Origin of the sequence: Microcoleus sp. B3-A4, from assembly GCF_036705385.1 — a bacterium.
GTDB lineage: Bacteria > Cyanobacteriota > Cyanobacteriia > Cyanobacteriales > Microcoleaceae > Microcoleus.
On record NZ_JAUBUI010000178.1, the window covers coordinates 1 to 3114 of the forward strand.

The window sequence follows — 3114 nt, forward strand, 5'->3', positions numbered from 1 at the left end:
CTGTTCAATATGCTCCCGGTTTCTTTTGATATATTGGAGTTGTTTTTTAATTGCCTGTCTTCTTTTGTTGCGTGTGGATCGTCTTTGTTTCGCTACTGCTAAGTAGTCTTTTCTTGCTAAATTACGGTAGGTTCTTGGTTTTTTATGGGTTTTTTCTTTGATTTGTTTATACAGGATATCTATGATTTTTTCTGTATGAACTCTGGCTCCGTTTAATAGTCCTAATACCAATTTCCTAAAGTCCTGCTACAGATATAGCCTCTAAAATAAATTTCCATCCCGTCAAAGAAGCAATAACTTCCAACGTCAACTTATTTAACTCTTTTTGCACCGCTGCTCTCAACTCTTCTTATTGGTCAAATCTCAACCATTTCAATTGTTCTTTTACGTATCCCCACAGTCTTTCTATGGGGTTTACTTCCGGACTGTATGCGGGTTGAAACAGTAAAATAACATTTTCTGGTATGCTGAGATTTAAAGAGTTATGAAAGCCTCCATTATCTACTTGAATTATATGTAAATCCTCCGGATACTCACTGGCCAATAGCTCTAAAAACTTATCGAAGCACACTGTATCTAAATGGGTAAACTCATAAAAAAAGCTGGCTCCCGTTAGCGGTTCTACTGCCCCATAAAGCCACAAATAAGTAAAATTCCATTGCACCTTTCTTTGCGGTTTTATTCCGTAACCTGTTAACTTTTTTCTTTGAATTGTATGCAGCCCCATCAGACTTTCATCTTGACTCCAATATCGCACTTTTTTCCACTGCTTTAAAAAGCTCTCACTCTGACTCAGACTGCTTTTAATTAGAGATGAGAGTTGTTTTTAAATTCTTCTATTACCCCGGCTTTCTGTTTTTCACTCACAGGACGCGGGACTTTTAATTTTCCTTTGAGCCGATATCTGGCCCATTGATGTACTGTGGGATATGCCACTTTTACTTCACAGCAGCTTGTCAGCCATTGGTGTACTTCTTTGTAGCTACTGAATCCTTCGGGTTCTTGTAATTCCTTTGATAATCTCTCTACAGTTTCAGGATTCATTATTCTTGGTCTTCCCGAACGAGGTTTCTGCAATAATAATTCTTCTATTCCCCCCGAGCGATTACTAGACAACCATCTTTGTATTGTGGTACGATGTTTCCCTAACCGCACAGCAGCAGACAATACGCTGTCTATCGTTTGGGTTTTAAGCCAATACAGAACTTGTAGTTTTTCGTGGCGCAAAACATCTTTCTCTTTCCTCATAAGAGTTTTCAGCTCTTCTGTTGTTTCCCGAATTTCAATCCGAACAACTCCTGACATTTTTCTTCCTTATATTTGGGAAATGGCTCACAAAAACGATACCTACTAATTGTAGCACTATTTTATGAAAATGGTATAAGTCGGTCGGATAACTAATGTCGGCTGGGGCGCAGGTTGCATCTACGATCAACTTACCGCGATTGGGTGACTCATTTTTGGCGTCCGAATCCTTTTTTTTTTCGGGTTTGACAGACGTGATGTCTCGCATTTTTTCAACCATGCGTTCGTTCACTTTATTAATTAGGGCTTGCTGAATAAGTCGGAGAAACCTCAATATAGATCGAGCGCAGATTCAATCCCCCGACGATCGTTGAGCTTGAGTTGTCGAAAGCTAGTTCGGACATAAATTGAAGTTATGAAATGGCTCATTTGAGTTGTTCTCAGATAAAACAAGCACAAAAAAAGACTGAGAAGCTGTCTCAATCCAGCAGCCAAATTCATGACTAAAAAAGAAATTGCGATGGAAGTTCGAGAGGTATTTTCTAGTTTTGTCATCACCAAAGAGAGGCTGAATCGTCGCTTGCCTTGACCGAACTTTCCCTCAATTGAACTGCGAATTCTCTCATCTTCATTAGCTTGCTTCTTTTTTTCTGGACTCACGTGAGCTGGGGGTCTTCCTAATGGTGGCCCACTGATTCTAATTCCTCTTTCTTTGCACCAAGCTCGATTGTCGCGGGTTCGATAAATTTTATCCACATGAACTGATTCGGGATAATATCCCGTGAAGCTTCGATATGCTTCTATTTGAGCTTTTAAGTCTCCTGATTCGTTAAAGTTATCCCAACTGATTCGGTCTACAAATACATATCCATCAAAGCAGCTAGCTGATAGTTTAGCTCCAAACTCTACGGGTTTTCCCGCTTTCCCTCTCACGATTGGACGGATCTGGGGTTGGCTTAAACTAACGATTCGGTCTTCAATACTTTGTTGATTATTTTGAAACAACTCTAACTGTTGGCGATAGACTTCTTTCACCACTAGCAAAGTTTTATATTCCCTATTTTTCAGACACAAGAGTGAGCCTCCTGATTCGATTAACTGTTCGATATGACCGAGATTTCTTTTGATGTATTGTAGTTGTTTTTTTAGGGCTTTTCTTTTCTGTTGGCGAGTCGGTCTTCTTTTTTTTGCGACTTTTAAGTATTCTTTTTTCGCTATCTGACGGTAGGTTCTCGGTTTGGTCTGAATTTTCTCTTTGAGTGGCTCATACAGCCGATCTATGATTTTCTCCGTGTGAACTCGGGCTTGATTTAAGAGTTTTAAGTCGGTCGGATAGCTAATATCGGCGGGCGCGCAGGTGGCATCTAGGATTAATTTTCCTGGATTTTTCGGCTGTTCCCTCTCTGCTTCGGGATTTTTTTTTTCGCCCTCGCCTCGAACTAATTCTCTCAATCTTCTCACCACTTCTCTATTGACTTTGTTCACCAATTCGTCACTGATTCTTTGTCGGAAATGAACTAATAGTGAAGGGTCAAATGGCTCCTCATTGCTATATGATAAATAACCGATAAAGTATTGCAGGTAAGGATTCTCTCGAATTTGCTCTACGGTTTCTCTATCACTAATTCCTAGTTTTTCCTTAATGATTAACGAGCCTAACGCCAGCCGAAACGATTTAGCGGGAGGTCCCACTTCTGCCACGAAATTTTGGGCATATTCTGATTCAAATTCCGACCACGGTATTAGTTCGGCTAGCTGCACCCAACGGTTAGTCGCTGCCAACTTTCCTTCAAGAGTGTTGCAAGAAATAAATGATCCAAAATCAACCAGAGTTACAAAAGATTTCAACAAACCATTTTTTCAAGTTTG

3 protein-coding genes and 1 pseudogene are annotated in these 3114 nt (G+C 40.0%); all 4 read right to left on the reverse strand.

Features of this window, described 5'->3' with window-relative positions; translation table 11 throughout:
• Window positions 1-225: pseudogene (locus QUB33_RS29015) on the reverse strand (IS5/IS1182 family transposase); the annotation flags it as partial.
• A gap of 124 nt (window positions 226-349) precedes the next feature.
• A complete protein-coding gene (locus QUB33_RS29020; protein ID WP_333357987.1) occupies window positions 350-757 on the reverse strand; it encodes an IS630 family transposase in 408 nt (135 codons plus the stop codon).
• Between the two features lie 50 nt (window positions 758-807).
• Window positions 808-1305: a helix-turn-helix domain-containing protein gene (locus QUB33_RS29025; RefSeq protein ID WP_333357991.1), complete on the reverse strand. Its 498-nt coding sequence runs from the start codon at window positions 1303-1305 to the stop codon at window positions 808-810.
• Between the two features lie 270 nt (window positions 1306-1575).
• Window positions 1576-3075: an IS5 family transposase gene (locus QUB33_RS29030; RefSeq protein WP_333357994.1), complete on the reverse strand. Its 1500-nt coding sequence runs from the start codon at window positions 3073-3075 to the stop codon at window positions 1576-1578.
• Window positions 3076-3114: the final 39 nt, after the last annotated feature.